This window comes from Streptomyces sp. CNB091 (assembly GCF_000377965.1).
The window spans coordinates 175520-200218 of record NZ_KB898995.1; the positions used below are offsets into that span (position 1 = coordinate 175520).

Consider the following 24699-nt stretch of genomic DNA (forward strand, 5'->3'; position numbering starts at 1 on the left):
CGGCCACTTCAGCTACCCCGCCCACTTCGGCCGCCCCACCACCCTGGCCCGCCCACCTCGGGCCGCCCCCCACTACGGTCACGCCCTACCTCGGCCGCCCCACCACCCACCCCGGCCCGCCCACCTCCGCCACCCCCTCACCTTGGCCTCCCCGCCACCTCAGCCACCCCGCCACCTCGGCCTTCCCCCGACACGCACACCCGTCCCACAACCGCACACCCCTACCGCCCTGGCCTCCCCAACCAGGCCACACCCACCGGCAGTACCCCTTTCGAGTTCAGATCGTTGGGCTCTTCGGCCGCGCCACCCGAAACCCGGGACAAGCCGGCACGCCCACCCCCACGCACCCGAAGGACCACCTCACCCATGCCCACCCCGCCCCTCGCCGGAGGCACCGCGGGCCCCGCCGCCCTCCGCCCCCTCATCGACACCGTCCTCACCGCACTCCACGACGGCGCCACCCTCCGCGACGGCCCCCTCCCCGCCGGCGGACCCGACACCGTCACCCCCCGCACCCGCACCGCCACCCACCCCCTCATCCCCGACCACGGCACCGGACCCCACCACGCCCTCCGGAGCCTCGTCACCGCCCTCGCCGCAGGCGCCGCGGACCCCGCCCACCCCCACTGCGCCGCCCACCTCCACACCCCACCCCTCGCCCTGGCAGCAGCAGCCGACCTCGCCGCCAGCGCCCTCAACCCCTCCATGGACTCCTGGGACCAAGCCCCCGCCGCCTCCGCCCTAGAAGCCGACCTCACCACCGCACTCGCCGCCGAGATCTACCCCCACACCCGCTCACCCGACGCCGTCATCACCACCGGCGGCACCGAGGCCAACCAACTCGCCCTGCTCCTCGCCCGCGAACGCCACGGCCCCGTACAGACCATCTGCGGCGCCAACGCCCACCACAGCATCACCCGCGCCGCCTGGCTCCTCGGCCTCCCCCAACCCGTCGTCGTCCCCGCCCCCACCGGCACCCTCGACCTCGCCGCCCTCGACCAAGCCCTCACCGAACTCCACCGCCCCCTCCTCGTCGTCGCCACCGCCGGCACCACCGACACCGGCGACATCGACCCCCTCGACGCCATCGCCGACCTCTGCACCACCCACGGCGCCGAACTCCACATCGACGCCGCCTACGGCGGACCCCTCCTCTTCAGCCCCACCCACCGCACCCTCCTCCACGGCCTCGACCGAGCCCAAAGCGTCACCCTCGACCTGCACAAACTCGGCTGGCAACCCGCCTGTGCCGGCGTCCTCGCCGTACCCGAACACCACCACCTCACCCCCCTTCACCACCACGCCCCTTACCTCAACGCCGACGACGACACCGAAGCCGGCCTCCCCGACCTCCTCGGCCGCTCCCTCCGCACCACCCGCCGCCCCGACGCCCTCAAGATCGCCGTCACCCTCCAGGCACTCGGCCGCACCGGACTCGCCGACCTCATCGACCGCACCCTCGCCACCGCCCACCACCTCGCCGACCTCGTCACCAAGAACCCCACCCTCGACCTCTACGACCGCCCCACCATCAGCACCGTCCTCCTCCGCCCCACCGACGCCGACGACCACACCGTCGCCACCGTCCGCCGCACCCTCCTCCAACGCGGCCACGCCGTCCTCGGCCGCGCCCACGCCGAAGGCCGCCTCTGGCTCAAAGCCACCCTCCTCAACCCCCACACCACCCCCCAGGACCTCCAAGCACTCCTCGACCTCATCACCGAAACCACCACCGAACACCTCACCCACCCACCCACCACCGACCACCTCACCCACCCACCCACCACCCCCACCGCGACCCACCCCACCCCTCACCCCACGGAAAGCGACACCCCGCGATGACCGCCCGGCCCGCCCCCGCCCCCGACCAGCCACACGACCTCGTCGGCATCGGCATCGGCCCCTTCAACCTCTCCCTCGCCGCACTCGCCCACAACATCCCCGCGAGCACCGAAGACCCCCGCCCCCTCGCCGCGACCTTCTACGAACAACGCCCCGCCTTCCACTGGCACCCCGGCCTCCTCCTCGACGGCGCCAGCCTCCAGGTCCCCTTCCTCGCCGACCTCGTCACCCTCGCCGACCCCACCAGCCCCTGGAGCTTCCTCAACTACCTCCGCACCCGCGACCGCCTCTTCCCCTTCTACTTCGCCGAGCGCTTCCACATCCAACGGGCCGAGTACGACGCCTACTGCCGCTGGGTCAGCGAACAACTCCCCGGCCTCCACTTCGGCCACCAGGTCGACGCCGTCCGCTGGAACACCGACCGCGCCCTCTTCGAAGTCGACTTCACCCAAATCGACCGCGACGGCGAAGCCGAAGCCCTCGGCCGCGCCTACGCCCGCCACATCGCCCTCGGCATCGGCACCGAACCCTTCGTCCCCGAACCCCTCAAACCCCTCGCCGAAGCCGAAACCGTCCCCGTACTCCACTCCGCCGACTACCTCCGCCACCGCGAACGGCTCCTCACCGCCGAACACATCACCGTCATCGGATCAGGACAGTCCGGCGCCGAGATCTTCCTCGACCTCCTGCGCGCCCGCCCCGAAGGCGCCGAGAAGATCCACTGGCTCGCCCGCACCCAGGCCTTCGCCCCCATGGAGTACTCAAAACTCGGCCTCGAACACTTCACCCCCGACTACAGCCGCTACTTCCACGCCCTCCCCGAAACCGCCCGCGACGAACTCGTCCCCCGCCAATGGCAACTCCACAAAGGCATCGACGCCGACACCATCGCCGCCATCCACGACGAGCTCTACCGCCGCACCCTCCACGGCGGCTGGCCCGACGCCACCCTCACCCCCGGAGTCCACGTCCGCACCGCCGGACGCGTCGCCAACACCCGCGTCGAACTCCACCTCGAACACACCCAGCAAGGCACCCGCTCCCGCCTCACCACCGACGCCGTCATCCTCGCCACCGGCTACCGCGAACGCCCCCTCGACGCCGTCCTCGGCAGCCTCGGCCCCTACCTCAGCCGCGACGCCTCCCACCGCCCCCGCATCGACGACCAGTACCGCCTCGTCCTCGACCCCGCAGTCACCGGACACGTCTACGTACAGAACGCCGAACGCCACACCCACGGAGTCGGCGCCCCCGACCTCGGACTCGCCGCCTGGCGCAGCGCCACCATCCTCAACAACCTCACCGACGCCAACCCCTACCCCCTCCCCGCCCGCACCGCCTTCACCACCTTCGGCCTCGCCCCCCAACCCCCGAGAATCCCCGCCCAGGGCCACGCCCTCGTCCCCCTGAGCCAATCCGTCTAGCCCCCGCACAAGGAACGGCCCGGGCCCCCACCGAAGGAGACCCGGGCCGAACGAACAACCCACCGCGCACAGCGATACGGGAAGACGGGCGCCACAGGAACACCGGCGTTACGGGACACGGGCGTTTCGGGAACACCGGCGCCAAGAGATCACGGCAACACGGGCATCACGGCAACACGGGTGTTACGGGAGCCCCGGCGCCAAGGGATCGCGGCACCAACGGCGTTACGGCGACAACACCGGCGTTACGGGAACACCGGCGCCCCATCACGCGTCAGCCGCCACCCCACCGAAGCGAACACGGCCGGATCCACCGACCCCTTCTCCCGCACCCACCCGATGATCGTGTTCCGGATCTCGTCCGAATCCGCCCACACCTGCCGTGCACCCGGCACATGCGGGAAGTTCCCCCCACCACTCGCCCGATAGTTGTTCACCGCGAACACGAACCGCGCCGCCGGATCGATCGCCTTCCCCTCGAAGGCCAGCCCCACGATCCGCGAACCCACCGGCCGGGCGATGTCGATGTCATACGTCACCCCCGACACCGCGTCGTAGTTGTAGTCCGGAATCCCGTCGGCGTTCGTCAACTTCGCCGTGTCCACCGGATCCCCCGCGGGCGTCCGCACGAAATACCGCGCCGAATACTCCAGATAATCCTTCACCTGCGCACCCGTGAGCAGCCGGGCCTCCAGCGTGTTCTCGAACGGATACAGCCCCGCCGCGTCCTTGATCGTCACCTCACCGGCCGGAATCCCCGCCGTACGCGAGAAGCACGAAGCCTGCGACAACACCGGCAACGCCGCGAACTCCCCACCCGCCAGCGCCGCCCTCACCGTCTCCGTCTGCACCTGGTTGATCAGATCGATGATCGGCTCGTCCTTCCACGGCGCGTCCGCCGTCGACATCGCCACCACCGACGTACCGATCACCTGATTGACGTACTCCACCACCTTGCGGTGCTCCGACCGCAGCAGCGACGTCACCTTCCGGTCCTCCGGCACCGTGTTGGAGTTCAACACCCGCGAACCGGCCCTCTCCACCGTCCAGCGGCCCCTCTCCCACACCAGATCGAAATCGAACAGCGTCAGCCGCTGACCCCACTTCGCCGGCTCCGAGAGCACGACCCGCTTCCCCGTCTCCTTGTTCGTCACGAAGTGCTCGGCGATCTCCACATGCGCGTGCCCCACCAGAATCGCGTCGATCCCCGGCACCTGCTCCGCCACCAGAGCCGCCGCGTTCTCCACGTACGGCAACTGATCACCCCACGACGACGTCCCCGAAGAACCCGAATGCGCCGAGACCAGCACCACATCCGCACCCATCGACCGCAGCTTCGGCACCCACTTCGCCGCCTGCTCCTCCAGACCCGGGAACACCATCCTCCCGCCCACATTCGCCTTGTCCCAGATCGCGATACCAGGATTCGTCAGCCCCAGCACCGCCACCCGCACATCACGCCCGAACGGCGTCCGCATCCGCTTGATGACATACGGAGCGAACGCCGGCCGCAACGTCCTCGCATCCAGCGCATTCGCCCCCAGCAACGGAAAGTCGCACTGCTCCTCGAATTTCCGCAGCACCGGAATGCCGTAATTGAACTCGTGGTTCCCGAGCGCCGCCGCGTCGTAACCGATCGCGTTCATCGCCCGCGCCATCGGATGCACCGGACCACGCCGCGCCGTGATCGGATCGACCTTCGCGTAGTAGTACGACAACTGCGTGCCCTGGATCGTGTCACCCGCGTCGATCAACAACGTGTTCCGGTGGCCCTTCTCCCGGCGCACCCGCTCCACCAACGTCGAGATCTTCGCCAGACCGACATCGTTGTGCGCGGAGTCGTCGTACTCCTTGTCCGTGAAGTAGTCCCAGTTGAAGACGTTCCCGTGCAGATCGGTCGTGCCCATCACCGTGAACGCATACCGCTTCGCCGGACGCCCATGACCGTGACCGGGCCCCTTCGCCTCCGCCGCACCGGCCGAGCCCACGACCGCACCGCCTGCCATCGCCACACCCGCACCGGCGGCAGCCGAACGGCCCAGAAACGTCCTACGGTTCAACGGGTTCAACGGCATCTCTTCACTCCTCGTTCAGTAGGGCAACGCGCGTAGATTCTGGCTCAGCCACCACCACCCACAACACCCCACGCAGGTTTCGATCCGATGACCACGCGACACACACCACGACACCCCACCCCCCATGCCACAGTGAACACATGACCGAAACCCCCACACCCGGCGCCCACCCCTCCCACGGCACCCCCGCCGCCCCCCGCGTCACCGTCCGCGGCGAAGCCCACCTCGAAGTCGACCCCGAGATCGCCCGCATCGCCGTCACCCTCACCGCCCGCAACACCGACCGCCGCACCACCCTCGACGACCTCACCCGCCGCAACACCACCACCCTCGACCTCATCAAGACCTACGGCGACACCATCGAGAAACTGGAGACCGGCACCCTCGCCATCCGCCCCGAACTCACCCGCCACGGCCGCGCCGAACGCATCCGCGCCTACCACGGCAGCATCCAACTCACCGCAACCCTCAACGACTTCACCACCCTCGGCGAACTCGTCACCCGCCTCGCCGACAACGACCTCACCCGCGTCGACGGCCCCTGGTGGGCACTGCGCCCCACCTCCCCCCACCACGCCACCGCCCGCCGCCAAGCCGTCCAGGAAGCACTCCAACGCGCCCGCGAATACGCCGAAGCCCTCGACACCCGCATCGGCGCCCTCCTCGAACTCAGCGACACCGGAAGCGTCGGCGGAGCCACCTTCACCACCGCGACCTACGGCGGCGCAGGAGTCCTCCGCTCCGCCCGCGCGGAAACCGCCCCCGAAGCGGCCCCCCTCGACCTCGAACCCGTACGCCAGAACGTCGACGCCCAGGTCGAAGCGGCATTCACCCTCATCCCGCCGAACCTCGGATAAACGCTCATCAGAGCACCCCGCTGCACAATTCAACAGTTGTCAACAACCCTTCATGAGAAGGTTGTTGAGGTGTCATGCAGAGCCAAATACCTACCCGTAGGTAAGGTTTAGTCTCGAACCATGCGCCGAGCAAAAATCGTTTGTACCCTGGGACCCGCAACCGACACATACGACCAGATCAAAGCCCTGGTCGAAGCGGGAATGGACATCGCCCGCTTCAACCTCAGCCACGGCAGCTACGCCGAACACCAAGCGCGCTACGACCACGTCCGCAAAGCGTCCGAGGAAACCGGCCGCAACGTCGGCATCCTCGCCGACCTTCAAGGCCCGAAGATCCGCCTTGGACGCTTCCGCGAAGGCCCCGTACTCCTTGAACGCGGCGACACCTTCACCATCACCGTCGAACCCCTCGAAGGCGAAGGCACCGGCGACATCTGCGGCACCACCTACGACGGACTCGCCGCCGACGTCACCACCGGCGAACGCATCCTCGTCGACGACGGCCGCGTCACCCTCGAAGTCACCGGCGTCGAAGGCCCCCGCGTCCACACCACCGTCATCGAAGGCGGCATGGTCTCCGACAACAAGGGACTCAACCTCCCCGGCGTCGCCGTCTCCGTCCCCGCCCTCTCCGAAAAAGACATCGACGACCTCCGCTGGGCCCTGCGCACCGGCGCCGACATCATCGCCCTGTCCTTCGTCCGCACCGGACGCGACATCGACGACGTCCACCGCATCATGGACGAGGAGAACCGCCGCCTCCCCGTCATCGCCAAGGTCGAGAAACCCCAGGCCGTCGACAACATCGACGACATCGTCGCCGCCTTCGACGGCATCATGGTCGCCCGCGGCGACCTCGGCGTCGAAATGCCCCTCGAACAAGTCCCCATCGTCCAGAAACGCGCCATCAAACTCGCCCGGCGCAACGCCAAACCCGTCATCGTCGCCACCCAGATGCTCGACTCGATGATCGACAACTCCCGCCCCACCCGCGCCGAAGCCTCCGACGTCGCCAACGCCATCATCGACGGCACCGACGCGGTCATGCTCTCCGGCGAGACCAGCGTCGGCAAATACGCCATCGAGACCGTCCGCACCATGTCCCGCATCGTCGAGGCCGCCGAGGAAGACCTCCTCGCCAAGGGCCTCCCACCCCTCACCGAGCGCAACAAACCCCGCACCCAGGGCGGCGCCGTCGCAAGGGCCGCCGCAGAAATGGGCGACTTCCTCGGCGCGAAGTTCCTCGTCGCCTTCACCCAGAGCGGCGACACCGTCAAGCGCCTCTCCCGCTACCGCTCACCCATCCCGCTCCTCGCATTCACCCCCGACGAGGCCACCCGCGCCCAGCTCAACCTCACCTGGGGCGTCGAGACCTTCCTCGGCCCGCACGTCGACTCCACGGACGCGATGGTCGCCCAGGTCGACGAGGAGCTCCTGCGCATCGGCCGCTGCCAGAAGGGCGACGTCGTGGTCATCACCGCCGGCTCCCCGCCCGGCGTCGCGGGCTCCACGAACCTGGTCCGCGTCCACCACATCGGCGAGGACGACAGCCCGAAGTAGGCGGCTCAGGATCTGCTCAGTATTTCGGCCCGACGTGCGCATCCATGAGGGCTACGGATGCCCGTCGGGCTACGGAGATATTGAAGGGGTCGCTACCCCGCGCGAGGGTCGTCCACTCGACGCCTACGGCGGTGAGGGTGTCGCTGAAGAGCTTGCGGATGTCGTCGGACTTGTTGCTGAAGAAGTACCGGGGGTACTCGTAGCGTCTGCGCTCACCGCGGACCAAGCGTGTGGCCCAGTTGATGATCCGGCATCCGTCGGAGTGGATGAGGCCGCGGATGAGATCCCAGGGATGGGCGTCCACGATCTCCTGCTGCCACGGTTCGAGGGCAATCCGGCGGTTGTGTTTCTTGCCGGGGCCGTGCTGAGGGAAGAGGCAGGGCCAGTGCTTGCTGAAGGAAGTGACGTACTGGCAGCCCACACTGGCCACCCGGCAGACCTTGTTGCGGGGGCGCGCAATCTGCATTGCTTCGGCGCAGGCGTCGATGAGTCCCGGCCATGCGTCGGCGCACGCGATACGCAGGGAGTACACGCCTCGTTTGCCCGCGCTGATACAGCCGTCCCCGAGGTAGAGCCCCAGTAAGTAGGCATACGCGGAGGGGTCCTCGATCGCCGTGGGCGCTTCGGAGCACCTCGGGCAGGGGACGCCTCGGTCGAGTGGTTCCAGGCGCGTCTGCCAGGAACGAATCGCGGCGCGCGATATCCCGGTCTGCTTGCTCACGGAATTGAGGCTGCGTCCTTGCGCGACGAGAGCCAGAGCTCGCTCGCGGGTTCCCACGTCGTACATGTTGCCGAGTCTCGTCGCGCAAGCGGTGATCCGGCGTGAAATGGCGCGCGCGTACTCAGATCAAGTGAAGTTCACTGAATCGCCTTGCGCCTTGGAATCCAAGGAAAAGTGCCCCAGGTGGGATTCGAACCCACACTGTCCGCTGTTTGAGAGCGGCCTCTCTAACCAGTTGGAGTACTGGGGCCTTAGAAAGGAAGGGTCATTGCTGCCCTGCGCGTCACTACCTTACAGGAGCTAGGTAGGCTCGTGGCAGCAGTATCTGCCCCATATCAAGGAGCCCCGTGACCACCCCCGAGTCGCCCCAGCCCGTAGACGCCGTCGACGACGACAAGTCGCACGTCCCGCCGCTGACGACCCGCGTCGTCATCGCCGAGGACGAGGCCCTCATCCGCCTCGACCTCAAGGAGATGCTGGAGGAGGAGGGTTACTCCGTCGTCGGTGAGGCGGGCGACGGGCAGCAGGCCGTCGAGCTGGCCCGGGAGCACCGGCCGGACCTGGTCATCCTGGACGTGAAGATGCCGGTCCTCGACGGGATCTCCGCCGCCGAGAAGATCGCCGAGGAGTCCATCGCCCCGGTCCTGATGCTCACGGCGTTCTCGCAGCGTGACCTCGTCGAGCGGGCTCGGGACGCCGGGGCCATGGCGTACCTCGTGAAGCCGTTCAGCAAGAGCGACGTGGTGCCGGCCATCGAGATGGCCGTCTCCCGGTTCGCGGAGCTGAAGGCGCTGGAGAGCGAGATCGCGGACCTCTCCCAGCGGCTGGAGACCCGGAAGCTGGTGGACCGGGCCAAGAGCATCCTGCAGACGGATTACGGGCTCTCCGAGCCGGCCGCGTTCCGGTGGATCCAGAAGACGTCGATGGACCGCCGGATGTCGATGCAGCAGCTGGCGGAGGCGCTGATCGAGGACGCCGAGGAGAAGAAGAAGTCGGCCGAGTAGCCGCGTAGACGTACGAAGAGCGAGAGGCCCGCACCCCGGAAGATCGGGGGGTGCGGGCCTCTCGCGTACGGCAGCGGCGGGGTGTCAGTCCTCGCCGAGGTAGGCCTTGCGGACCGACTCGTCGTGGAGCAGGTCGGAGCCCGCGCCGGAGAGGACGATCTTGCCGACCTCCATGACGTGACCCTGGTCCGCGAGGGACAGGGCGGCCTGGGCGTTCTGCTCGACGAGCAGGATCGTGGTGCCCGACGCCTTGAGTTCGACGATGGTCTCCATGATCTTCTGCATCATGATCGGGGAGAGGCCCATGGAGGGCTCGTCGAGCATGAGCAGCTTGGGCTGGGACATCATGGCGCGTCCCATGGCGAGCATCTGCTGCTCCCCGCCGGAGAGGGTGCCCGCGGCCTGCTTTCGGCGTTCCCCGAGGATGGGGAAGAGGTCGTAGGCGCGCTGGACGTCCTTCTCGATGCCTGCCTTGTCGTTGCGGAGGTAGGCGCCGAGGAGGAGGTTCTCGGTGATCGTCAGCCGGGGGAAGATGTGGCGGCCCTCGGGGGAGTGGGCGATGCCCAGGGAGACGATCTTGTGGGCGGGGATGTTGGCCAGTGGTTTGCCCTCGAAGAGGATGCGGCCGCCGAGTGGCTTGAGCAGTCCGGAGAGGGTGCGCAGGGTGGTGGTCTTGCCCGCGCCGTTGGTGCCGATGAGGGTGACGACCTGGCCGGCGTCGACGGTGAAGGAGATGCCCTTGACCGCTTCGATCTTGCCGTAGGCGACCCGGAGGTCTTCGACCTCTAGCAGTGCGGTCATCGGGTGCCCTCCTCATCGGTGCTGGTGGTGTCGGGCGTCGTGGTGTCCTTCGCAGGGGCGGTGGTGCCGGTGGTGCCCGTGGCGCTTCCGGCGTGGGCCTCGGCGGCCTCCACCTCGGCGACTTCTTCGGCGCCGGGGGCGCCTTCGAAGGGGGTGCCGAGGTAGGCGGCGACGACGCGTTCGTCGGCCTGGACGTCGCCGGGGGTGCCTTCGACGAGTTTCTCGCCCTGGACGAGGCAGGCGACGCGGTCGCAGAGGTTGAAGATGAACCGCATGTCGTGCTCGATGACGAGGACGGCGATGCCCTGGTCCCGGATGGCGAAGATGAGTTCTTCGGTGACGCGGGTTTCCTGGGGGTTCATGCCGGCGGTGGGTTCGTCCAGGAGGAGGAGTCCGGGGTCGCTGGCGAGTGCGCGGGCGATTTCCAGCTTGCGCTGGTCTCCGTAGGGGAGGTTGCGCGCGAGGTGGTCGGCCTTGTCCTGGAGGCCGATGAACTCCAGGAGTTCCATGGCGCGTTGGCGGCTGGCGTCTTCTGCCTTGTGGTAGCCGGGGAGGCGCAGGAGGGCTGACCAGAGGCCTTCCTTGGTCCGGGTGTGGCGTCCGACGAGGACGTTTTCCAGGACGGTCATGTTGGCGAAGAGCCGGATGTTCTGGAAGGTGCGGGCGATGCCGGCCTTGGTGACGAGGTGGGGTTTGGGCGGCAGGACGGTGCCCTTGTAGCTGACCTTGCCCTCGGTGGGGATGTAGAGGCCGGTGAGGCAGTTGAAGAAGGTGGTCTTGCCGGCGCCGTTGGGGCCGATGAGGCCGACGATCTCGCCGCTGTTGACGGTGAGGTCGACGTCGCGTACGGCGGTGAGTCCGCCGAAGCGCATGGTGACGCCGCTGGCGTCGAGGACGGTGGTCGCCGGGTTGGCCGGGGTGGTTGTGGTGGTGGTCATGTGATCACGCCCCCGCCTTCGTGGTGCCGGCGGCCTGGTCGGTGAGTGGGGTGTCCGGTGGGACGTCGAGTTGGCCGGTCTCGTGGAATTCGAGCTGCTTCCTGCGGTCGGCGACGAGCCCTTCGGGGCGGAAGCGCATCAGGAGGATGAGTGCGATGCCGAAGAGGAAGAGCTGGTAGTCCTGCATGAACTGCAGTTTGGCCGGGATGAGGTAGAGCAGTGCCGCGCCGACGAGGGGTCCGCTGAGGGTTCCCATGCCGCCGAGGATGACGGCGGCGAGGAGGAAGGCGGAGTTCGGGGGCACGGAGCCGGCGAACTGGTACTGCTCGGGCGTCACGGTGTAGGAGACGTGGGCCTGGACGGTACCGGCGAGTCCGGCGAGGGTGGCGCCGAGGGCGAAGGCGAGCAGTTTGAGCCGGAAGGCGTTGATGCCCATGGCGGTTGCCGCGGTCTCGTCTTCGCGGATGGCGACCCAGGCGCGGCCGATGCGGGATTCTCCGGAGCGTCGGAAGACCAGGACGACGACGGCGGTGAAGACGAGCATCAGGAGGTAGTAGTTGGCCGACCTGCCGAGGGTGAATCCGGCGATGTCGTGGCTGACGCCGAAGTCGAAGCCGAAGAGGTTGAGGTCGGGGATGCTGGGGATGCCCTGGGAGCCGTTGGTGAGGTCGGGGCCGCTGACGCCGTTGAGGGCGTTGACGGTGAGGCGGAAGATCTCGCCGAATCCGAGGGTGACGATGGCGAGGTAGTCGCCGCGCAGTCGGAGGGTCGGGGCGCCGATGACGACGCCGAAGATCAGTGAGGCTGCGGCACCGGTGAGGACGGCGGCCCAGAAGGGGAACTGGACGCCGACGGGGGAGAGCGGGGAGCCGGAGACCAGGGCGGCGGCGTAGGCGCCGACGCCGAGGAAGGCGACGTATCCGAGGTCGAGGAGGCCGGCGAGGCCGACGACGACGTTGAGGCCGAGTGCGACGGTCGCGAAGATGAGGATGTTCGCGCCGATGAGGGCGTACTGCTCGTTCTGCTGGGTGAAGGGGAAGCAGAACGCCGCGATGAGTGCGGCGGCCATGGTGACGTTGCGGTGTTTGGTGGTGAGCCGGGTGATGCGGGCGATGAGCCCGGCCCGGGTGAGGGCGGTGAAGCCGAAGGCGACGCTGATGATGTAGCCGATGAAGAGTTCGGCGTACTCGGTGTCGATGCCGTAGGTGAAGACGTGGAGGGCGACGCCGAAGGCTCCGGCGATGATGAGGATCTCGGCCCAGTTGGGGAGGTCCTTGGCGCGCGTGGGAGCGGGGGCCCGGAGGCTGTTGACGAAGCGGTTGAGCGGGCTGGGGTGGGTGGTGTCGTCGAGTTCCTGGTCGGCGGGGAGGCCGAGGGCGGCGACGGTGGCGATGATCGCGCCGGTGAGGGTGACCCAGGCTCCGGGTTCGAGGTTGACGACGCCGCCGAGTTTGACGGCGATGGCGCCGATGGTGAAGCCGGTGGTGCCGAGGACGCCGAGTGCGGCGAGTCGGACGGGGCTGTTGGCGCCGCCCGGGGTGAGCCAGCGAAGTCCCTTGATCCCGTAGCCGGAGAGGGCGAACAGGAGGGTGAGGAGGGTGCCGACGAGGGTGAGGACCTGGAGGCCGCCGGGGTAGCCGGTGACGGTGAGGTCGCCGGGGAATTCGGCGGTCCAGGTCCAGGCGAGGAAGGTGCCGATGAGGGTGATGGCCGCGCCGGCGGTGGTGAGGTGGCGGGCTGCGGGCAGCGCGATGAGGGCGCTGTTGGCGGGTGTGGTCTTGGTGGTCATGGTCATCACGCCCGATCCGCGACGCGTTCGCCGAGCAGGCCCTGGGGGCGTACGAGGAGGACGATGATGAGGAGCGCGAAGGCCCATACGTCCTTCCAGGCGCCGCCGCCGAAGAGTTCCATGCCGGGGACTTCGCTCATGTAGCCGGTGGCGAGGGCTTCGGCGACGCCGAGGACGATGCCGCCGAGCATGGCGCCGTAGATGTTGCCGATGCCGCCGAGTACGGCCGCGGTGAAGGCTTTGAGGCCCATGATGAAGCCCATGCGGAAGCCGATCTGGCCGTTCTTGAGCCCGTAGGCGACGGCGGCGACGGCGGCGAACGCGGCACCGATGGCGAAGGCCATGACGATGATGCGGTCGGTGTTGATGCCCATGAGCTTGGCGGTGTCGGGGTCCTGCGAGGTGGCCTGCATGCCGCGGCCGGCCCGGGTCTTGGAGACGAAGAGGCCGAGGGCGAGCATGCACAGGGGGGCGACGATGAGGACGAAGACGTCACCGCGCTGGATGGTGGCGCCGAGGATGTCGAAGGCTTCGCCTTCGAACTGGGGGAAGGAGCGGTCCTTCGTGGCGTTGGGGTACCACATCCATACCGCTTGCTGGAGGGCGAGGGAGAGCCCGATGGCGGTGATGAGTGGTGCCAGGCGTGGTCCGCCGCGCAGGGGCCGGTAGGCGAAGCGTTCGGCGGCCATGCTGATGGCGACGGCGGCTATGACGCCGCCGACGATCATGAGGGGTATCGCGGCTATGAGGGAGAATCCGGACGGAAGCCCGAGGTAGACCGTGAGGGCTCCGAAGCCTCCGATCATGAAGATCTCGCCGTGCGCGAAGTTGATGAGCTGGATGATTCCGTAGACCATCGTGTAACCGATCGCGATGAGACCGTACATCGCGCCGAGGATGAGTCCATTGGCCAGCTGTTGCGGCAGTTCGTTCACCGCAGGGCCTCCGTGGAGTGGTTCGGATATGGCACCGCGCGGGAGGGCTCGTAGCGCTCCCGCGCGGTCTGGTTGCTTTGTGTGAGGGTGGCGGGGTGGCGGCCCGGCCGGTGGTTACTCGACGGTGCTGCTGACCTTGGAGACCCACTTGCCGCCGGTGACCTGGTAGGCGGTCATCAGGGTGTTGGTGGTGTCGCCGTATTCGTCGAAGGAGACGGGGCCGGTGACGCCTTCGAACTTGACCTTGTCCATGGCCGCGAGGACCTTGGCGCGGGCGTCGTCCGCGGGGATCTTGCCGTCGTTCTCGGCGGCGACGATCTTGACGGCTTCGATGATGGACCAGGTGGCGTCGTAGGTGCCGCCGCCGTAGGCCTCGTAGGCGTCCTTGTAGCCGGCCGTCTTGTAGTCGGCGATGAACTTCTTGGCGGACTCCAGCTCCTCGACGGGCTTGCCGACGGAGGTGGCGATGTCGCCTTCGGCCTTCTTGTTGAGCTTGATGAAGTCGGCGCTGTACATGCCGTCGCCGCCCATGAAGGGGATCTTGACGCTGTCCTTGATCTGCTGGCTCAGGGGGGCGCCGGCGGGGTACTCGCCGCCGTAGTAGACGGCCTTGGCCTTGGAGCTCTTGACCTTGGTGGCGACGGAGTTGAAGTCGCGGTCCTCGGGGTTCACGTGGTCGGTGCCGACGATCTTGCCGCCGAGTTCGGTGAACGTCGCCTTGAAGGAGGCGGCGAGACCGGCGCCGTAGGGCTTCTGGTCGTCGATGAGGTAGACGTCCTTGATCTTCGCGGTCTCGAAGAGGTACTTGGCCGCGAAGGCGCCCTGGATCTGGTCCGTGGTGGCGGTGCGGAAGTAGGACGCGTAGGGGCGCTTCTTGTCGCCGGTCTTCCAGTCGTTGCCCTGGGTCAGCTCGGTGCCGGTGTTGGCGGGGGAGACCTGGGTCAGCTTGGCGTCGTTGAGGGGCTTCTGCATCGACTGGGCGACGCCGGAGTTCAGCGGGCCGACGACGCCGAGGACCTCGTCGTTGCCGATGAACGTGACGGCGTTCTGCTGGCCGACGGAGGGCTGGGCCTGGTCGTCGAGGGCTTCCAGCTTGAAGGTGATGCCGGGGACGGTCTTGTCCTTGTTCGCCGTCTTGACCGCGAGGTCGGCGGAGTTCTTGATGCCGAGGCCGAGGGCGGAGAGGTCGCCGGTGAGCGGGGCGTCGAGGCCGATGACGACCGTCTGGTTGCCTCCGTCGCCGCCGCCGCTGTTCTTGCTGTCGTCGCGCGAACCGCAGGCGGTGAGGGTGAGTGCTCCGGTGGTGAGCACTGCGGTGAGTATGAGCAAAGAACGGTGTCGCACGAAAGGTCCTTTCCCTGGCGCGGCCTCCTCTGCTTGAGGTGCCGTGACGATCGCCGGGCCGTACTGGGTTGGTACAGGGCCGTGCAGCAGACGCGCCCGGCGGCGCGGTGACTGGCGGTGACTCTAAGCGCAGCTGGGGGCCACCGGGACTGGTCGGCGGCGGATGTGACTCTCTTGTTATGCCCTTGAGCAAGGCTTGAGGTTCCTGTGAGGACATGTGGCGGTTTCGCCTGGAGTGCGGAAGGACCACATGGTGAGAACGCGCAGCTCTGCTAAGGGGCTTGGGGTGATCTTGGTGCTGACGCGGTTCGATGGCCGCGGTGGGCGCGGCGGAGTTCCCCGGGTGTTCGTGGCCGGGGTGCGCGGCTGGATTCCGCATTGCCTGCACGTTACGCAGTGTTACATCGGCGCTTGGGTCGGCGGGGCCGCGGGGCTGATGTGGCTGCTGAGTGGCTCATGGAACGTGCCGTGTGGTCAAGGAAGTTGACCGAGTGTGTTGGCCAACTGTCTTTTTTTGGTGGGGATATGGCACTGCCCGGCCGGAATGCGCGGGGTGCGGTTCTGGCCGGGCAGGAGGGTTGGCTGTGCGGGGCGTATGGGTTGACGGGTGGTGGGGGTCAGCCGGCTTCGGGGCGGGGGGCGTCGCGGAGGAGGCAGGTGAGGCGTGCGGTGCAGACCCGCTTGTCCTGTTCGTCGGTGATGACGATCTCGTACGTGGCGGTGGAGCGGCCCTGGTGTACGGGGGTGGCGACGCCGGTGACGAGGCCGTTGCGGGCGCCCCGGTGGTGGGTGCAGTTGAGGTCGACGCCGACGGCGAGCTTGGTGGCTCCGCCGTGGAGCATGGAGCCGATGGAGCCGAGGGTTTCGGCGAGGACGGCGGAGGCGCCGCCGTGCAGGAGTCCGTAGGGCTGGGTGTTGCCCTCGACGGGCATGGTGCCGACGACGCGGTCGGCGGAGGCCTCGACGATGGTGACGCCCATACGTTCGCCGAGGTGGCCGGCGGAGAAGAGGGCGGGCAGGTCGACGCCGAGTGCCGCGTACTCGTCGATGACTTCCTGCGGGAAGAGGGGTGCGGTGTGCTCGCCCATGGGTCCGGCTCCGTTTCGGTGCGCTCGTTCGTTGCTGTCTGCACTGTTCTTATCAGACCACTGAGCGGACGCTTAGAGGGTGGCGGTTTCTCCGTCGGTCCGGGTGCTCTCGAAGCGGACGACGACCGATTTGCTGGCCGGGGTGTTGCTGGTGTCGGCCGTGGAGTCCAGGGGGACCAGGACGTTGGTCTCCGGGTAGTAGGCGGCGGCGCAGCCCCGGGCGGTGGGGTAGTGGACGACGCGGAAGCCGGCCGCGCGGCGCTCGACGCCGTCCTTCCACTCGCTGACGAGGTCGGTGTACGCGCCGTCGGCGAGGCCGAGGGCTGCGGCGTCCTCGGGGTTGACCATGACGATGCGGCGGCCGCCCTTGATGCCCCGGTAGCGGTCGTCGAGGCCGTAGATGGTGGTGTTGTACTGGTCGTGGGAGCGCAGGGTCTGCAACAAAAGCCTGCCGTCGGGGAGTTCGGGGTACTCGACGGGGGCGGCGGTGAAGTTGGCGCGGCCGGTGGCGGTGGGGAAGCGGCGCTCGTCGCGGGGGGCGTGGGGGAGGGTGAAGCCGCCGGGGCGGGCGACGCGGGTGTTGAAGTCCTCGAAGCCGGGGACGACGCGGGAGATGCGGTCGCGGATGGTGGCGTAGTCGCGCTCGAAGGCCTCCCAGTCCGTACGGGAGGCGGTGCCGAGGACGGCGCGGGCGAGGCGGGCGACGATGGCGGGCTCGGAGAGCAGGTGGGGGCTCGCGGGGGCGAGGTTGCCGCGTGAGGCGTGGACCATGCCCATGGAGTCCTCGACGGTGACGAACTGCTTGCCGCTCGCCTGGACGTCCTTGTCGGTGCGGCCGAGGGTGGGCAGGATCAGGGCGCGGGTCCCGGTCACGGCGTGGGAGCGGTTGAGCTTGGTCGAGACGTGGACGGTGAGGCGGGCGCGGCGCATCGCGGCCTCGGTGACGGTGGTGTCGGGTGTGGCCGCGACGAAGTTGCCGCCCATGGCGAAGAAGACCTTCGCCTCGCCGTCGCGCAGGGCCTGGATGGAGCGCACCACGTCCAGGCCGTGGTGGCGCGGCGAGGTGATGCCGAACTCCTTGTCGAGGGCGTCGAGGAAGGCCGGTGCGGGCCGTTCGAAGATGCCCATGGTGCGGTCGCCCTGGACGTTGGAGTGGCCGCGCACCGGGCAGACTCCGGCGCCGGGGCGGCCGATGTTTCCGCGCAGGAGAAGGAAGTTGACGACTTCGCGGATGGTGGGCACGGAGTGTTTGTGCTGGGTGAGGCCCATCGCCCAGCAGACGATGGTGCGTTTCGAGGCGAGGACGAGGGCGAGGGCCTGCTCGATCTCGGCGCGGGTGAGGCCGGTCGCGGTGAGGGTCTCGTCCCAGTCGGCCGCTTCGGCGGCCTTGGTGAACTCCTCGTAGCCGTGGGTGTGTTCGGTGACGAACGCGGTGTCGACGGCGCCGTCGGCGGCGAGGATCAGCTTGTTGAGGAGGCGGAAGAGGGCCTGGTCGCCGCCGATGCGGATCTGGAGGAAGAGGTCGTTGAGGGCGGTGCCCTTGATCATGCCCTGTGGGGTCTGGGGGTTCTTGAACCGTTCCATGCCGGCTTCGGGCAGCGGGTTCACCGAGATGATCTTCGCCCCGGCGGTCTTCGCCTTCTCCAGGGCGGAGAGCATGCGGGGGTGGTTCGTGCCGGGGTTCTGTCCGGCGACGATGATCAGGTCGGCCTGGTGCAGGTCCTCCAGGGAGACGCTGCCCTTGCCGACGCCGATGGTCTCGGTGAGCGCCGAGCCGGACGACTCGTGGCACATGTTGGAGCAGTCGGGGAGGTTGTTGGTGCCGAACTCGCGGGCGAAGAGCTGGAGGAGGAACGCGGCCTCGTTGCTGGTGCGTCCCGAGGTGTAGAAGAGGGCCTCGTCGGGGGAGCCGAGGGCGGTCAGCTCCTCGGCGATGATCGCGAAGGCCCGCTCCCAGGTGACCGCCTCGTACCGGTCGGCGCCCTCGGGGAGGTACACCGGCTGGGTGATCCTGCCCTGCTGGCCGAGCCAGTAGCCGCTGCGTTCGGCGAGGTCGGCCAGCGGGTGGGCGGCGAAGAAGGCGGGGGTGACGCGGCGCAGGGTCGCCTCCTCGGCGATGGCCTTGGCGCCGTTCTCGCAGAATTCGGCGGTGTGCCGCTTGTCGCCCTCGGGCCAGGCGCAGCCGGGGCAGTCGAAGCCGTCCTTCTGGTTGACCTTGAGGAGGGTCTGTGCGGTGCGGCGCACGCCCATCTGCTGCTGGGCCATGCGCAGGGAGTGGGCGACGGCGGGCAGGCCGGCGGCGGCGTGCGGGGCCGGCTCGACCCTCGGGGCGTCCTGGACCGGGTCACCGGTCGGCGGCTTGGTGGCCATGATGCTGCTCCCCTTCGAGCGCTTCTTCCCGGTCCGTACGTTCTCCGTACGTCCTCACCGTCGATCCTGTCACGGCCCCCGGATGTCGTGCCGGTCCGGATTGTCAGTGGGCCGTGGCAGGATCGGGGGCGTGGCTGAGACGGCATCGAAGAAGACGGCAGACAACCGACCGCGCCTGCTCCTCATGGACGGGCACTCCCTGGCGTACCGGGCGTTCTTCGCCCTGCCCGCGGAGAATTTCACGACGGCGGTGGGGCAGCCGACGAATGCCGTGTACGGCTTCATGTCGATGCTGGCGAACACCCTGCGTGATGAGGCGCCCACGCACTTCGCGGTGGCGTTCGACGTGTCCCGCAAGACCTGGCGTGCGCAGGAGTTCCCGGAGTACAAGGCGAACCGCTCCAAGACCCCCGACGAGTTCAAGGGGCAGGTCGAGCTGATCGGCGAGCTGCTGGACGCGATGCACGCGGACCGGTTCGCGGTGGATGGTTTCGAGGCGGACGACGTCATCGCGACGTTGGCGACGCAGGCCGAGGCGGCCGGGTTCGAGGTGCTGATCGTCACCGGCGACCGGGACTCCTTCCAGCTGATCACGGAGAACGTGACCGTGCTGTACCCCACCAAGGGGGTCTCCGAGCTGACCCGGTTCACCCCGGAGAAGGTCGTCGAGAAGTACGGGCTCACCCCGCGGCAGTATCCGGACTTCGCCGCCCTGCGCGGCGACCCGTCGGACAACCTCCCCGGCATTCCCGGGGTGGGGGAGAAGACGGCCGCGAAGTGGATCAACCAGTTCGGCTCCTTCGCCGAGCTGGTCGAGCGGGCCGAGGAGGTCAAGGGCAAGGCCGGGCAGAATTTCCGCGACCACCTGGACGCGGTGAAGATGAACCGGGTGCTGACCGAGATGGTCCGGGACGTGGAGCTGCCGAAGGCCCCGGCCGAGCTGGAGCGCGCGCCGTACGACCGTACTGCGGTCACCGGTGTCCTGGACATACTGGAGATCCGCAACCCGAGCCTGCGTGAGCGCCTCCTCGCCGTCGACCCGGGCGCGGCGGAGGCCGAGCCGCCTGCGCTTGCTGCCGGGATCGAGCTGGACGGGGCCGTGCTCGGCTCCGGCGAGGTCGCCCCCTGGCTGGAGGCGCACGGTGCGCGGCCGCTCGGCGTCATGACGGTGGACACCTGGTCGCTGGGCGCCGGCACGGTCACGGAGATCGCGCTCGCCGCCGCCGACGGGGCCGCCGCCTGGCTGGACCCGACGCAGCTGGAGGAGGCCGACGAGCAGGCGTTCGCCGCCTGGGTCTCGGACCCGGCCCGGCCGAAGGTCCTGCACAACGCGAAGAACGTGATGCGGGTCCTGCCCGAGCACGGCTGGCGGCTCGAAGGCGTCGCGATGGACACCGCGCTCGCCGCGTATCTGGTGAAGCCGGGCCGTCGCTCCTTCGCCCTGGACGCGCTGGCCGTGGAGTATCTGGGCCGGGAGCTGGCCCCGGCCGCCGCCTCCGACGGGCAGCTGGCCTTCGGCGCGGACGACCGGGCCGAGGCGGACGCCCTGATGGCGCAGGCCCGCGCCGTGCTCGACCTGGGCGACGCGTTCACCACCCGTCTGAAGGAGGTGGGCGCGGCGGAGCTGCTGCACGACATGGAGCTGCCGACGTCGATCCTCCTGGCCCGTCTGGAGCGGCACGGGATCGCCGCGGACCGGGCCCATCTGGAGGGGATGGAGCAGCAGTTCGCGGGGACCGTGCAGCAGGCGGTGAAGGAGGCGCACGCGGCGGTGGGCCGGGAGTTCAACCTCGGATCGCCCAAGCAGCTCCAGGAGATCCTCTTCGGTGAGCTGGGCCTGCCGAAGACGAAGAAGACCAAGACGGGCTACACCACGGACGCGGACGCGCTGGCCTGGCTGGCCGCGCAGACCGAGCACGAGCTGCCGGTCCTGATGCTGCGCCACCGCGATCAGGCCAGGCTGAGGGTCACCGTCGAGGGTTTGATCAAGACGGTCGCCGCCGACGGCCGGATCCACACCACCTTCAACCAGACGGTGGCGGCGACCGGCCGGCTCTCCTCCACCGAGCCCAACCTGCAGAACATCCCCGTCCGCACGGACGAGGGCCGGGCGATCCGCCGGGGCTTCGTCGTCGGCGAGGGCTTCGAGACGCTGATGACGGCGGACTACAGCCAGATCGAGCTGCGGGTGATGGCGCACCTCTCCGAGGACGCCGGTCTGATCGAGGCGTTCGCCTCCGGCGAGGACCTGCACACCACGGTCGCCTCGCAGGTCTTCGGCGTCGAGAAGGACGCGGTCGACGCGGAGATGCGCCGCAAGATCAAGGCCATGTCCTACGGCCTGGCGTACGGTCTCTCCGCGTTCGGCCTCTCCCAGCAGCTGAACATCGACCCCGCCGAGGCCCGGGTGCTGATGGACACCTACTTCGAGCGGTTCGGCGGGGTGCGGGACTATCTCCACCGGGTCGTCGAGGAGGCCAGGGCCACCGGGTACACGGAGACGATCCTCGGCCGGCGCCGCTATCTCCCCGACCTGAACAGCGACAACCGCCAGCGCCGCGAGGCCGCCGAGCGGATGGCGCTCAACGCCCCGATCCAGGGCACCGCCGCGGACATCGTGAAGGTCGCGATGCTGCGGGTGGACAAGGCGCTCACCGAGGCCGGGCTGACCTCGCGGATGCTGCTTCAGGTCCACGACGAAATCGTCCTGGAGATCGCGAAGGGCGAGCGGAAGCGGGTGGAGGAGATCCTGCGCCACGAGATGGCCCACGCGGTCGAGCTGCGCGCCCCGCTCGACGTGTCGGTCGGCGTCGGCAAGGACTGGGAGTCGGCCGCGCACTGAGCCGCGACAGAGGCCCGGGCCCGGACCGCGTCACGGTTCCGGGCCCGGGCCTTCCGCCCCGGCCCTACCTCCGGCCGGCCGGCGCTCCCGTACGCGTCCCCTCCGCTATCGGCGTCCCCTCCGGGCCCTGTGTCCGCTCGGGGCCCTGCGTCCGCTCTGCTCCCGGCGTCCGGTCCGGGCCCTGCGTCCCCCGCCGCCTGCCCGGCAGCCGCATCCACACCCCGTACAGCAGCAGCCCGGCCGCCAGCCCGGCGCCCGCGCCGAAGCAGGCCGTGGGGATGATGTCCAGCGGGCTCTCCACCCGGCCGAAGCGGTCGTACCAGCGGACGCACCGGTGGACGGCGCCGAGCAGCACGCACAGGCCCAGCAGGCCGAGAGCGCCCCACCTGCCCCGGCGGCCGAGCACCGGCACCTCCTCGGGTGCGGGGGTCTTCGGGGTCAGCCGGAGCCCGGTGACGGCGAACCAGCCGATGACCACGAGGGCCAGGGCCGAACTGCCGTACTGCACGAACTGGTACACCGGGAAGCCGCCGACACTGCGGCTGAGCACCGGCACCAGCTCCGTCCCCCACCGGCTGTGGTGCGTGAACGCGTCCCACACCACATGAGTGGCCGCGCCCAGCGCACCGGAGACGGCGAACCACAGCCAGGCGGAAGGACCGAAGGAGGCCCGTGTCCACCGCTGCCCCCGGACGAAGGCGTGGACGCGGCCCCGTACGCGTACCGGCGACAGCGCGACCAACGGCTCCCGCAGCAGGACCCACACCGTCACCAGCGCCGCCGCGATGACCACGTTCACCGTGACGACCCCGAGGAAGGTGTGCGTGAACGACCCGAACTCCATCGCCCCGGGGATCACCGTGTCCGCGAAGTAGGTGATGTCGGGCGCGAACGAACCGGCGACGAGAGCGGAGGGGAACAGCGGCCACCGGGCCGTCCCGTTCCGGCGGATCGCCGGGAGCACGGCGGCGGCATGACTGAGCGTGAACGGCATGGCGGCAAGTATGCGGGACCGTTCGGGCACCCTTCCGTGGCCGACAGGACAACATGCGCCCGCGAACGTGAAAAAACAGTAAGAAGCGGTCAGGGCTCGGTGCTCGGCCGACACAAGTTGCCGTAGGGTCGCTGGAGTCGTTGCGCTGGGGAGCGCGAGCAGCCTTCGAGGGGGAGGGACCGGAACGTATGGCAGCGCACATTCGCCGACGTCTGCGCAAGGGGGCCACGACCACCGCGGTGGCGGCGGCCGCCGTGGCGGCACTCGCGGCCTCGCAGGCGCCCGCGGTGACCCTGGCCGACGGGCCCGCCGGCGGCGGTGACCCGAAGGCGGCCGGCGAGGACACCGCGAGCACCGAGGACGACGGCGCCGCGACCGGCAACTCGCCCTACTACACGGACCTTCCGCCCCTGGTCACACCCAACAAGCCCGGGGCCTCCAGCAATCTCCCGGCGACCGGGAGCGCGGAAGCCGGCATTCCGGCGTCGGTCCTGGCCGCGTACAAGCAGGCCGAGCAGACCGTCCGGACGACCGACCCCGCCTGCCGGCTGCCCTGGCAGCTCCTCGCGGCGATCGGCAAGGTCGAGTCCGGCCAGGCCCGCGGCGGTCGCGTCGACGCCAACGGCACCGCCAGCCCCCCGATCCTCGGCCCGGCCCTCAACGGCCAGGGCTTCGCCCTGATCAAGGACACCGACGGCGGGGCGTACGACGGCGACGCGGTCCACGACCGCGCGGTCGGCCCGATGCAGTTCATCCCGTCGACCTGGGCCGCCTGGGGCCAGGACGCGAACAGCGACGGCCGCAAGGACCCCAACAACATCTTCGACGCGGCGCTCGCCGCCGGCCGCTACCTCTGCGCCAACGACCGGGATCTGGCCATCGCCGCCGACCTCGACAAGGCCGTGCTGAGCTACAACCGGTCGAACGAGTACCTGCGCACGGTCCGCTCCTGGTTCTCGTACTACCAGCGCGGTACGCACGAGATCCCCGACGGCACCGGAACGCTGCCCACCACTCCGAGCACCCCCTCCCCGAACCCGGGCCCGAGCACCCGTCCCGGTCCGAGCGCCACCCCCGGCCCGAAGCCCTCCCCGGACAAGCCGGGCGGGAAGCCGAGCCCGGGCCCCTCGAAGCCCGGCGACGGCTCCACCAGCCCGACGCCGAAGCCGCCGAAGCCGCCCACCTCCAAGCCGACGCCGGCCGAGACCTTCGGCTCCCTGGAGAACGCGGGCACCGGCCCGCTGCGCGCCACCGCGGGCCAGGCGTTCGACGAGCGGGTCACCGTCCTCGCCCGCAACGCGCTCGGCGCTCCGCTCGGCAAGGTGCCCGTCACGTTCACCGTCACCGGGAACACCGGCACGCTCTTCGCCGGCGGCAAGAAGACCGTCACGGTGCGGACCGGGGCGAACGGCACCGCCACCGCGCCGGAGCTCAGGGCCGGCGAGAAGGCCGGGGAGTTCACGGTGACCGCCGTCGCGGGCACCGGCAGGCCGCGCACCCTGACCTACGCGGCGACCGTCACCGCCCGCCAGGCCGACGCGATCGCCCGGACCGACGAGAAGGCGCTCGTTGCCGCGCCCGGCGAGAAGTTCGCGGACGCCGTCACCGTCAAGGCCACGTACAAGGACGCCGCGGCGGCCGGAGTGGCCGTCACCGCCACCATGGTCAAGGACCCCCTGGGGCTCTTCGACAACGACAAGGGCCCGTACTTCAAGGACGCGGCCGGCAAGCCGGTGCGGACCCTGACCACCCTGACGACGGACGCCGAGGGTGTGCTCCGGCTCCCGCAGATCTTCGCGGACGACACCGAGGGCACCTTCAAACTGCGCCTCACCACCGAGGGCGGCGCCTCGGTCGTCATCGAACTCACCATCCGGGCTCCGGAAGCGACGGCACCCGAGGAGACCGCCCCCGAGGAGACCGCCCCCGAGGAGACCGCCCCGGAGGAGACCGCCCCGAAGGAGACGGCAACCCCGGAGGAGACCGCCCCGAAGGAGACGGCGGCCCCCGAGGAGGCGGCCCCGAAGGAGACGGCAACCCCCGAAGCCTGACCCCGCCGTACCCGCCACACCGCACAGCAATCGCGTACAGCCCCTCGGTCATCAGACCGAGGGG

17 protein-coding genes and 1 tRNA gene are annotated in these 24699 nt (G+C 69.3%); 7 read left to right on the forward strand and 11 right to left on the reverse strand.

Annotation, left to right across the window (positions count from 1 at the left end):
- Nucleotides 1–366: 366 nt before the first annotated feature.
- The gene (locus D581_RS0112565; protein WP_018957569.1) at nt 367–1842 is read left to right on the forward strand and encodes an aminotransferase class V-fold PLP-dependent enzyme; all 1476 of its coding nucleotides are present in this window, start codon (nt 367–369) and stop codon (nt 1840–1842) included.
- Nucleotides 1839–3266 (forward strand): SidA/IucD/PvdA family monooxygenase, encoded by a 1428-nt coding sequence (locus D581_RS0112570; protein WP_018957570.1) that lies wholly within the window; start codon nt 1839–1841, stop codon nt 3264–3266. The genes D581_RS0112565 and D581_RS0112570 overlap by 4 nt, the downstream gene beginning before the upstream one ends.
- 245 nt (nt 3267–3511) lie before the next feature.
- On the opposite strand, the gene D581_RS0112575 is transcribed toward D581_RS0112570, so the two are convergent.
- Nucleotides 3512–5341 (reverse strand): 5'-nucleotidase C-terminal domain-containing protein, encoded by a 1830-nt coding sequence (locus tag D581_RS0112575; RefSeq protein WP_026290456.1) that lies wholly within the window; start codon nt 5339–5341, stop codon nt 3512–3514.
- Nucleotides 5342–5481: 140 nt separating this feature from the next.
- On the opposite strand from D581_RS0112575, the gene D581_RS0112580 reads away from it, so the two are divergent.
- Together D581_RS0112580 and pyk are read left to right on the forward strand one after the other, a co-directional pair.
- Nucleotides 5482–6198 (forward strand): SIMPL domain-containing protein, encoded by a 717-nt coding sequence (locus D581_RS0112580; RefSeq protein ID WP_018957572.1) that lies wholly within the window; start codon nt 5482–5484, stop codon nt 6196–6198.
- Nucleotides 6199–6318: 120 nt separating this feature from the next.
- Nucleotides 6319–7758, forward strand: a complete 1440-nt coding sequence (pyk, locus tag D581_RS0112585) for a pyruvate kinase (protein ID WP_026290457.1) — start codon at nt 6319–6321, stop codon at nt 7756–7758.
- A gap of 16 nt (nt 7759–7774) precedes the next feature.
- On the opposite strand, the gene D581_RS0112590 is transcribed toward pyk, so the two are convergent.
- Both D581_RS0112590 and D581_RS0112595 read right to left on the reverse strand, forming a co-directional pair.
- Nucleotides 7775–8545: a helix-turn-helix domain-containing protein gene (locus D581_RS0112590; protein ID WP_026290458.1), complete on the reverse strand. Its 771-nt coding sequence runs from the start codon at nt 8543–8545 to the stop codon at nt 7775–7777.
- A 109-nt stretch (nt 8546–8654) separates the two neighbouring features.
- Nucleotides 8655–8729, reverse strand: a tRNA-Leu gene (locus D581_RS0112595).
- A gap of 97 nt (nt 8730–8826) precedes the next feature.
- Here D581_RS0112595 and D581_RS0112600 point away from each other — a divergent pair.
- Entirely contained in the window at nt 8827–9483 is a 657-nt protein-coding gene (locus D581_RS0112600; RefSeq protein ID WP_007460230.1) for an ANTAR domain-containing response regulator, read from the forward strand.
- 84 nt (nt 9484–9567) lie between these two features.
- On the opposite strand, the gene D581_RS0112605 is transcribed toward D581_RS0112600, so the two are convergent.
- The 7 genes from D581_RS0112605 to D581_RS0112635 form a co-directional block, all read right to left on the reverse strand.
- Nucleotides 9568–10284 (reverse strand): ABC transporter ATP-binding protein, encoded by a 717-nt coding sequence (locus D581_RS0112605; RefSeq protein WP_018957575.1) that lies wholly within the window; start codon nt 10282–10284, stop codon nt 9568–9570.
- Nucleotides 10281–11222, reverse strand: a complete 942-nt coding sequence (locus tag D581_RS0112610; protein WP_018957576.1) for an ABC transporter ATP-binding protein — start codon at nt 11220–11222, stop codon at nt 10281–10283. Before D581_RS0112610 ends, D581_RS0112605 begins: the two co-directional genes overlap by 4 nt.
- A gap of 4 nt (nt 11223–11226) precedes the next feature.
- The gene (locus tag D581_RS0112615; protein ID WP_026290459.1) at nt 11227–13011 is read right to left on the reverse strand and encodes a branched-chain amino acid ABC transporter permease; all 1785 of its coding nucleotides are present in this window, start codon (nt 13009–13011) and stop codon (nt 11227–11229) included.
- 5 nt (nt 13012–13016) lie between these two features.
- Nucleotides 13017–13946, reverse strand: coding sequence for a branched-chain amino acid ABC transporter permease (locus D581_RS0112620; protein WP_018957578.1), 930 nt, complete (start codon nt 13944–13946; stop codon nt 13017–13019).
- Between the two features lie 114 nt (nt 13947–14060).
- Entirely contained in the window at nt 14061–15275 is a 1215-nt protein-coding gene (locus D581_RS0112625; protein ID WP_018957579.1) for a branched-chain amino acid ABC transporter substrate-binding protein, read from the reverse strand.
- 632 nt (nt 15276–15907) lie between these two features.
- Nucleotides 15908–16378: a PaaI family thioesterase gene (locus D581_RS0112630; protein WP_018957580.1), complete on the reverse strand. Its 471-nt coding sequence runs from the start codon at nt 16376–16378 to the stop codon at nt 15908–15910.
- A gap of 72 nt (nt 16379–16450) precedes the next feature.
- The gene (locus D581_RS0112635; protein ID WP_018957581.1) at nt 16451–18748 is read right to left on the reverse strand and encodes an FdhF/YdeP family oxidoreductase; all 2298 of its coding nucleotides are present in this window, start codon (nt 18746–18748) and stop codon (nt 16451–16453) included.
- A 130-nt stretch (nt 18749–18878) separates the two neighbouring features.
- Between D581_RS0112635 and polA the strand changes: the two genes are divergently transcribed.
- The gene (polA, locus tag D581_RS0112640; protein WP_018957582.1) at nt 18879–21590 is read left to right on the forward strand and encodes a DNA polymerase I; all 2712 of its coding nucleotides are present in this window, start codon (nt 18879–18881) and stop codon (nt 21588–21590) included.
- Nucleotides 21591–21654: 64 nt separating this feature from the next.
- Here polA and D581_RS0112645 read toward each other — a convergent pair whose 3' ends face one another.
- Nucleotides 21655–22584: a DUF4184 family protein gene (locus D581_RS0112645; RefSeq protein WP_018957583.1), complete on the reverse strand. Its 930-nt coding sequence runs from the start codon at nt 22582–22584 to the stop codon at nt 21655–21657.
- Nucleotides 22585–22772: 188 nt separating this feature from the next.
- On the opposite strand from D581_RS0112645, the gene D581_RS0112650 reads away from it, so the two are divergent.
- On the forward strand, nt 22773–24635 hold the full coding sequence (locus D581_RS0112650; protein WP_018957584.1) for a lytic murein transglycosylase: 1863 nt from the start codon (nt 22773–22775) through the stop codon (nt 24633–24635).
- Nucleotides 24636–24699 lie beyond the last annotated feature (64 nt).

Bases quoted from the DNA above. Each gene is read 5' to 3' on its own strand.
- D581_RS0112565 (WP_018957569.1), top strand. From the start codon at position 367: ATGCCCACCCCGCCCCTCGCCGGAGGCACCGCGGGCCCCGCCGCCCTC.
- D581_RS0112570 (WP_018957570.1), top strand. From the start codon at position 1,839: ATGACCGCCCGGCCCGCCCCCGCCCCCGACCAGCCACACGACCTCGTC.
- D581_RS0112575 (WP_026290456.1), bottom strand. From the start codon at position 5,341: ATGCCGTTGAACCCGTTGAACCGTAGGACGTTTCTGGGCCGTTCGGCT.
- D581_RS0112580 (WP_018957572.1), top strand. From the start codon at position 5,482: ATGACCGAAACCCCCACACCCGGCGCCCACCCCTCCCACGGCACCCCC.
- pyk (WP_026290457.1), top strand. From the start codon at position 6,319: ATGCGCCGAGCAAAAATCGTTTGTACCCTGGGACCCGCAACCGACACA.
- D581_RS0112590 (WP_026290458.1), bottom strand. From the start codon at position 8,545: ATGTACGACGTGGGAACCCGCGAGCGAGCTCTGGCTCTCGTCGCGCAA.
- D581_RS0112605 (WP_018957575.1), bottom strand. From the start codon at position 10,284: ATGACCGCACTGCTAGAGGTCGAAGACCTCCGGGTCGCCTACGGCAAG.
- D581_RS0112610 (WP_018957576.1), bottom strand. From the start codon at position 11,222: ATGACCACCACCACAACCACCCCGGCCAACCCGGCGACCACCGTCCTC.
- D581_RS0112615 (WP_026290459.1), bottom strand. From the start codon at position 13,011: ATGACCACCAAGACCACACCCGCCAACAGCGCCCTCATCGCGCTGCCC.
- D581_RS0112630 (WP_018957580.1), bottom strand. From the start codon at position 16,378: ATGGGCGAGCACACCGCACCCCTCTTCCCGCAGGAAGTCATCGACGAG.
- D581_RS0112635 (WP_018957581.1), bottom strand. From the start codon at position 18,748: ATGGCCACCAAGCCGCCGACCGGTGACCCGGTCCAGGACGCCCCGAGG.
- D581_RS0112645 (WP_018957583.1), bottom strand. From the start codon at position 22,584: ATGCCGTTCACGCTCAGTCATGCCGCCGCCGTGCTCCCGGCGATCCGC.
- D581_RS0112650 (WP_018957584.1), top strand. From the start codon at position 22,773: ATGGCAGCGCACATTCGCCGACGTCTGCGCAAGGGGGCCACGACCACC.